The 6,873-nt window shown below is 69.8% G+C and carries 8 protein-coding genes; 5 read left to right on the plus strand and 3 right to left on the minus strand.

Translation table 11 applies throughout. The annotated features are described in order from the left end of the window. Positions 1 to 169, plus strand: a 169-nt coding sequence (locus tag DPV74_RS37625; RefSeq protein WP_240440092.1) for a Mut7-C RNAse domain-containing protein, incomplete at its 5' end; no start/stop codon positions are given. 79 nt (positions 170 to 248) lie between these two features. Here the strand turns inward: DPV74_RS37625 and DPV74_RS37630 are convergent. Next, the gene (locus DPV74_RS37630; protein WP_027788607.1) at positions 249 to 482 is read right to left on the minus strand and encodes a hypothetical protein; all 234 of its coding nucleotides are present in this window, start codon (positions 480 to 482) and stop codon (positions 249 to 251) included. Positions 483 to 852: 370 nt separating this feature from the next. Between DPV74_RS37630 and DPV74_RS37635 the strand changes: the two genes are divergently transcribed. Genes DPV74_RS37635 through DPV74_RS37650 form a run of 4 tightly spaced genes read left to right on the plus strand, consistent with a single transcriptional unit; the run spans position 853 to position 5,115 of the window. Beyond that, positions 853 to 2,058 (plus strand): efflux RND transporter periplasmic adaptor subunit, encoded by a 1,206-nt coding sequence (locus DPV74_RS37635; protein ID WP_027788608.1) that lies wholly within the window; start codon positions 853 to 855, stop codon positions 2,056 to 2,058. 7 nt (positions 2,059 to 2,065) lie between these two features. After that, complete coding sequence (locus DPV74_RS37640; protein ID WP_027788609.1) at positions 2,066 to 2,764, plus strand: ABC transporter ATP-binding protein; 699 nt, start codon at positions 2,066 to 2,068, stop codon at positions 2,762 to 2,764. 21 nt (positions 2,765 to 2,785) lie between these two features. Next, a complete protein-coding gene (locus DPV74_RS37645; protein ID WP_027788610.1) occupies positions 2,786 to 3,940 on the plus strand; it encodes an ABC transporter permease in 1,155 nt (384 codons plus the stop codon). Between the two features lie 8 nt (positions 3,941 to 3,948). Then, positions 3,949 to 5,115 carry an ABC transporter permease gene (locus tag DPV74_RS37650; RefSeq protein WP_060062363.1) on the plus strand — a complete coding sequence of 389 codons (1,167 nt, stop codon included), beginning with the start codon at positions 3,949 to 3,951 and terminating at the stop codon, positions 5,113 to 5,115. 19 nt (positions 5,116 to 5,134) lie between these two features. Here DPV74_RS37650 and DPV74_RS37655 read toward each other — a convergent pair whose 3' ends face one another. Further along, on the minus strand, positions 5,135 to 6,466 hold the full coding sequence (locus DPV74_RS37655) for a carotenoid oxygenase family protein (RefSeq protein ID WP_119339029.1): 1,332 nt from the start codon (positions 6,464 to 6,466) through the stop codon (positions 5,135 to 5,137). Between the two features lie 17 nt (positions 6,467 to 6,483). Beyond that, the coding region (locus tag DPV74_RS37660; protein WP_119339030.1) for a DUF2239 family protein at positions 6,484 to 6,873 on the minus strand (390 nt) is incomplete at its 5' end.

Below are 6,873 nucleotides of genomic sequence, written 5' to 3' on the forward strand. Positions count from 1 at the left end.
GCGCGTGCCGGCCGGCGTCCGGCAGCGGCACCGGCGCTTCGCCGCGTGCGACGTGTGCCGGCGCGTGTTCTGGGAAGGCTCGCACTGGCGGCGCATGCGCACGGTGGTCGACGCGATGCGCGCGCCGCCGTCCGTCCGGCTCGACGAACCGGGCGAACCGGGCGCCTGAAAAAACAAAACCCCGCATGCCGGAGCATGCGGGGTTGGCCGACCGATGACCGGCAACGCCGGCCGTGGCGGCAAGCCGCTCAGTTCTGCGTGCCTGCGTCGTTCGTGCCGGCGGCCGATGCGGCTGCAGCCTTCGCCTGGCCCTTCTTCGAACCGTGGTGCTTCAGCTGGTGCTTCGGCTTGCTGTGATCCTTCTTGGCGGGTGCAGCAGCCGACGTGTCGCCTGCCGGTGCCGATGCTGCTTCCTGTGCGAATGCCGAAACCGATGCGAGCGCGAATGCTGCAGCGATGATCGAAGCGAGCGTCTTCTTCATTGTTCTTCCTTTAGCGGAGAAAAAATCAAACGTACCGGTAAGTAAAGATGCGAGGCATTCGCATCGGAGCCCCAGGCCGCGAGGCCGGCTTCCGCCGTTCCGTCGCGACAAAACCTGACGCACTGGTTCCATAACGCACCGCATTCGCGGCGAGTTGACACGTTGCTTGCACCCTTCGGGTTTCCCCGGAGGCGTACCCGTATTTCCCTGTCCGTAACCGATCCGCCGGCCGTCGCAGCGGCGCCGCAACCCGCTCGCACGCCGTCGGGGCGACGCTTATACTGGCGTCCATCCGTCCCTTTCCCCGGAAACCGGATCGCGGCCGGCCCCGATGCCCATACGGGGCCGCCGCCGTCTCGAGGCGCTCAAATTGCCCGATCACAATCTGGACAAACTGAAGATCGACCGGCGTCCGCTCGCATCGGCGCCCCGCCCGCGCCGGTGGCCCCGCTATGCGGCCGCCGCCGCGATCGTCGTCGTCGCGATCGCCGCCGGCCTCGCGCTGACCGGCCGGCCGGCCGTCGATACCACCACCGTCACGTCCGCCTACCCGTACCAGAACGACACGCAGCTCAATGCGACCGGCTACGTCGTGCCGCAGCGCAAAGCCGCGGTCGCGTCGAAGGGCCAGGGGCGCGTCGAATGGCTCGGCGTGCTGGAAGGCACGCGCGTGAAGAAGGACGAAATCATCGCGCGGCTCGAAAGCCGCGACGTCGAGGCGTCGCTTTCGCAGGCGCTCGCCCAGGTGAAGGTCGCCCGCGCGAACCTCGGCGTGCAGCAGGCCGAGCTGAAGGACGCCGAAATCGCGTTCCGCCGCACCGCGGCGCTCGCGCCGAAGGGCGCCGTGCCGGCCGCGCAGCTCGACATCGACACGGCCCGCGTGAACAAGGCGCGCGCATCGCTCAGCAGCGACCAGGCCGCGATCGCGTCCGCCGAGGCCAACGCGCAGGCCGCGCAGGTCGCGGTCGACCAGACGGTGATCCGCGCGCCGTTCGACGGCATCGTGCTCGCAAAACACGCGAACGTCGGCGACAACATCACGCCGTTCTCGTCCGCGTCGGACAGCAAGGGCGCGGTCGTGACGATCGCCGACATGGACACGCTCGAGGTCGAGGCCGACGTCGCCGAATCGAACATCGCGAAGATCCGCGCCGAGCAGCCGTGCGAGATCCAGCTCGACGCGCTGCCCGACATGCGCTTCGCGGGCCGCGTGTCGCGCATCGTGCCGACCGTCGACCGCTCGAAGGCCACCGTGCTCGTGAAGGTGCGCTTCGTCGACCGCGACGAGCGCGTGCTGCCCGACATGAGCGCGAAGATCGCATTCCTGTCGAAGCCGGTGTCGGCGCAGGACCGGCAGCCGGTGACGGCCGTGCAGGCGAGCGCGGTGGTCGAGCGCGACGGCCGGCCGGTCGTGTTCGTCGTGAAGGACGACGTCGTGCATGCAACGGCCGTGACCGCCGGCATGCGGATCGGCGAGCTCGTCGCGATCCGCGGCGTGAAGCCCGGCGACACGGTCGTGCTCGCGCCGGGCACGAAGCTGAAGGACGGCGCGAAAGTGACCGTCGCGAAGAAGTAGCGCACGCGTGAACGACGCCCCGCCGCCCCTCGTCGAGCTCAGCCACGTCGCGAAGTCGTACCGGCGCGGCAACCAGATCGTGCCCGTGCTGACCGACATCACGCTCGACATCGGCGAAGGCGACTTCGTCGCGCTGATGGGGCCGTCCGGCTCCGGCAAGAGCACGCTGCTGAACCTCGTGGCCGGCATCGACCGGCCCGACAGCGGCGAGCTGCGCGTGGGCGGGCTCGACATCTCGCTGCTCGCGGAGGCGCAACTGGCCGAATGGCGCGCGGCGAACGTCGGCTTCATCTTCCAGTTCTACAACCTGATGCCGGTGCTCACCGCGTTCGAGAACGTCGAGCTGCCGCTGATGCTCACGCACCTGTCGCGTCGCGAGCGGCGCGAGCGCGTCGAGCTCGTGCTCGACATGGTGAACCTCGGCGACCGCACGAGCCACTACCCGTCCGAGCTGTCGGGCGGCCAGCAGCAGCGCGTCGCGATCGCGCGCGCGCTGATCACCGACCCCGTGCTGATCGTCGCCGACGAGCCGACCGGCGACCTCGACCGCGCGTCGGCCACCGACGTGCTCGCGATGCTGCAGCGGATGAACGCCGAACTCGGCAAGACGATCATCATGGTGACCCACGACGCGCACGCGGCCGGCGCCGCGCGCTCGCTCGTGCATCTGGAAAAAGGGGAGCTGATCGATGGGCACGCCGGCTGACCGGCTGCGGGAGCGCGCGCGATGTACGTGCTGAAGCTGATCGCGCGCAACGCGCTGCGGCACCGGCTGCGCACGCTGCTGACCGTGCTCGGGCTCACCATCGCGGTGCTCGCGTTCGGGCTGCTGCATACGGTGGTCGACGCGTGGTACGCGGGCGCGGCCGCCGCGTCCAGCGGGCGGCTCGTCACGCGCAACGCGATCTCGCTCGTGTTTCCGCTGCCCGTGAGCTACGAGAACCGGATCCGCGGCGTCGAAGGCGTGACGGCCGTGGTCCGCTCGAACTGGTTCGGCGGCATCTACCGCGACCCGAAGAACTTCTTCGCGAGCTTCGCGGTATCGGACAACTACCTCGACCTGTACCCGGAATTCATCGTGCCCGGGCAGCAGCGCGCCGACTACAACCGCGACCGGCGCGGCTGCCTGGTCGGGCGCCAGCTCGCGGATCAGTTCGGCTTCAAGGTCGGCGACGTGATCCCGCTGAAGGGCACGATCTATCCGGGTACGTGGGACTTCGTCGTGCGTGGGATTCTCGACGGCCGCGACGACTCGACGATCACGCGCCAGCTGGTGTTTCACTGGGAATACCTGAACGAGACGGTGCGGCAGCGCACGCCGAAGCAGGCCGACCAGGTCGGCGTATTCGTGCTCGGCGTCGCGAACCCCGACGACGGCGCGGCGATCGCACGCAACGTCGACGCCGTGTTCAGGAACTCGCTCGCCGAGACGCTGACCGAAACCGAGCAGGCGTTCCAGCTCGGCTTCGTCGCGATGTCGAACCAGATCATCGCGGCGATCCGCCTGGTGTCGTACGTGGTGATCCTGATCATCATGGCCGTGATGGCGAACGCGATGGCGATGAGCGCGCGCGAACGCACGGCCGAATACGCGACGCTGAAGGCGCTCGGCTTCGGCCCCGGGTTCCTCGCGCTGATCGTGTTCGGCGAATCGGTCGTGATCGCGGTGGCCGGCGGCGGGCTCGGGATCCTCGCGACACCGCCCGCCGCGAGCCTGTTCAAGCAGGCGGCGGGCGGCATCTTCCCGGTGTTCAAGGTGTCGACCGGGACGGTCGCGCTGCAGGCCGCGTGCTCGGTCGCGGTCGGCTTCGCGGCCGCGATCGTGCCGGCGTGGCAGGCGGCGCGCGTGCGTGTGGTCGAAGGCCTGCGGGCGATCGGATAACGACACGCATGGCCATCCCGCTCAACTACATCGCGCGCAACCTGTGGACCCGGCGGCTCACCACCGCGCTGACCGCCGGCGGGATGGCGCTCGTGATCTTCGTGTTCGCGACGGTGCAGATGCTCGACGCGGGGCTCACGAAGACGCTCGTCTCGACCGGCGAACCCGACAACGCGGTGGTGATCCGCAAGGGCGCCGAAACCGAGATCCAGAGCTCGATCGACCATCAGCAGGCCAATGCGCTCGAGATGCACCCGGCCGTCGCGCCCGGCCCCGACGGCCGGCCGCTCGTGTCGAAGGAAGCGGTCGTGCTGATCTCGCTGGTGAAGACGTCGACCGGCAAGCCGTCGAACGTCGTGATCCGCGGCGTGTCGCCGGCCGGCCTCGCGCTGCGCCCGCACGTGACGCTCGCCGCCGGCCGCATGTTCGCGCCCGGCTCGTCGGAAATCATCGTCGGCAGCGCGATCGCGAAAGGCTTCAGCGGCACGCAGCTCGGCGACAGCCTGCATTTCGCGCAGCGCGACTGGACCATCGTCGGCATCTTCGACGCGGGCGGCAGCGGCTTCGATTCGGAGATCTGGGGCGACGTCGACCAGTTGATGCAGTCGTTCCGGCGCACCAGCTATTCGTCGATGGTGCTGCGCATCCCGAGCGCCGACGGCTTCGCGCGCTTCAAGGCCGACATCGACGTCGACCCGCGGCTGACCGACGAGGCGAAACGCGAGCAGACCTTCTACGGCGACCAGTCGAAGGCGCTGTCGAAGTTCATCAACATCCTCGGCATCACGCTGTCGACGATCTTCTCGATCGCCGCGATGATCGGCGCGATGATCACGATGTACGCATCGGTCGCGAACCGCGTCGCCGAGATCGGCACGCTGCGCGCGCTCGGCTTCAAGCGCACGAACGTGCTCGCCGCGTTCCTGCTGGAAGCGCTGCTGCTCGGCTTCGTCGGCGGCGTCGCGGGGCTCGCGTGCGCGTCGCTGATGCAGTTCGCGTCGTTCTCGACGACCAACTTCCAGACCTTCGCGGACCTGTCGTTCCGCTTCGTGCTGACGCCCGCGATCGTCGTGAAGACGCTGCTGTTCTCGCTCGTGATGGGGCTCGTCGGCGGGTTCCTGCCGGCGATGCGCGCCGCGCGGCTGAAGATCGTCGACGCGCTGCGCGCGCAGTGACGCGCGCCGCCGCTCACGCTCAACGCTCGCGCGGCACCCACGCGCCGTGGAACCCGGCCGGCACGCGGCGCGGCAGGTGCACGGTCGCGACCGGCCCCGCGTCGATCGCGCGCGCATCGAGGATCACGACGTCGCTGGTATCGGTCGCCGCGCGGTAGACCATCACCAGCAGCCAGCCGTCGTCCTCGTCGACGCCGCCCGGGCGCGGCACGAACACCGGCTCGCTGTTCTGGTCGCCGGCCGGCACCGCATAGCGCGTCGTCGTGCCGCTCGCGTGGTCGAAGCGCATCACGCCGCGCATTTCCGCATTGTTCGGCTGTTCCACCGCATACAGGTAGCGGTAGCGGCGCCCCGTGCGGCTTTCGTTGATGCGCGGCATCTCGATGCCGCCGTCGGCGAGCGGCCCTTCGTCGATCAGCCCGTTCGCCGTATCGATCACGTAGCGCCACAGCTCGCCGACCGGGTTGTCGGCGAAGCGGCCCGTGCGCGCGTCGAGCCGCAGGAACCACGGATAACGCACCGCATCGAGCACGATGCACGACGCGTCGCAGTCGTACGCGTTCACGACGTGCTGGATGAAGCACGGCTCGATGCCGAACCAGCGCACCGCGCCGCCGTGGCGCGGGATCACGCCTATGCGCGCGGGCCGGTCGTCGTGCCAGCGCAGCGGCATCCGGTGGCCCTGCTTCAGCAGTGAGAAGTCGTAGCCGACGTTCAGGTCGAGCAGCAGGCTGCGGGTTTCGGTGATCGCGAGGTCGTGCATCATCGACGGCGCGTTCAGGTCGATTTCGATCTCGACGCGCTGCACGCCCTGCGCGTCGGCCACGCCGTAGCGCAGCCACGGCGCACGCCAGTCCGCGCGAAAGGCAATCAGCTCGCCCGTTACCGGATCGACCTTCGGATGCGCGGTCATCCCGCCGCCAAGGCCCGCGTGCCGCGCCGTCGCGCCGAGCGAATCGAGCGCGGCCGTGATCGCGAGCGGCGCGCCGCCCTCGGCCAGCGCGAGCAATTCGCCCGCATGCTGCAGCACGTTCACGTTCGGATTGGTGTCGGGAAGATGCGGCGCCTGCCCGGGTGCATGCACTGCGGCCCAGCGCTGCGTGCGTGCCCAGCGGTTGCGGTAGCCGGTCGCGCGGCCGCCTTCGAACGCGATCGCGTGCAGCATCGCGGCTTCCGGCCACCACGACAGCATGTCGTTCCCTTCGAAGCGGCCGCCCGGCGGATTCGGGCCGTTGCGCAGCAACGTGCCGTCGAGATCGTGCGGGATAGCGCCGGTCACGCGCAGGTCGACGAGATCGGCCTCGTCGGCCACCGGCGCGATCGCGCCACGGTTCAGGTCGAATACGGTCATTGCGTCGGAAGCTCCTTTCAGCAGTCGTCGGTGGACGGCGGCAGATCGCCGCGCGCCAGCGCGAGCGCATGGTCGCGCACGTCGTCCGGCCAGCCGGCGATCAGCCCGGCGAGCCGCGCCAGGTCGTTCGCATACAGCGCGCGCGCGGCCTCCTCGAAACCGGGCAGGTCGCCCGCCATCGCCGACATGAAGTGGTAGGCGCGCGCCTGCGCGTCGCGCAGACGATCGGCCGCCGCATGTGTGCGCCGTGCGTCCTCGACGAGCTTGCGCAATGCGACGGACGCGCCACCCGGCTGCGCGGCAAGCCATTCCCAGTGACGCGGCAGCAGCGTGACCTCGCGCGACACGACGCCGAGCTTCGGCCGGCCGCGGCCGCGCGGCTCGCCCGCGCCTGCCGGCTCGCCGAC

Origin of the sequence: Burkholderia sp. HAN2018, assembly GCF_024704855.1 — a bacterium.
In the GTDB taxonomy this organism is placed as follows: domain Bacteria; phylum Pseudomonadota; class Gammaproteobacteria; order Burkholderiales; family Burkholderiaceae; genus Burkholderia; species Burkholderia cepacia.